The organism is Photorhabdus viridis (assembly GCF_040256935.1).
Lineage (GTDB): Bacteria > Pseudomonadota > Gammaproteobacteria > Enterobacterales > Enterobacteriaceae > Photorhabdus > Photorhabdus viridis.
Genome location: NZ_JBEJZY010000509.1, coordinates 1 through 223, shown reverse-complemented (window position 1 = coordinate 223; position 223 = coordinate 1). Strand labels below are relative to the sequence as shown.

The following is a 223-nucleotide window of genomic DNA, read 5'->3' as shown; positions in this document are numbered from 1 at the left end:
GACCGTGGTATCGCCTGCGTGAAGAGACGTCGCCCCGGTTGGTGAATATGTACGGTATCACGGAGACGACGGTTCATGTGACTTATCGGGCGCTTAATCATGATGATGTGGCGCAGATAAGCAGCCCTATCGGTACGCGTATCCCGGATTTAACGCTCTATCTGTTGGATAAATACGGCCAGCCAGTGCCGTTGGGGACGGTAGGTGAATTGTATGTTGGTGG

At 53.4% G+C, this 223-nt stretch carries 1 protein-coding gene; it reads left to right on the top strand.

What is annotated here, in order from left to right:
• A partial coding sequence (locus ABR397_RS24320; protein WP_350307917.1) for an AMP-binding protein occupies positions 1–223 on the top strand: 223 nt, incomplete at both ends.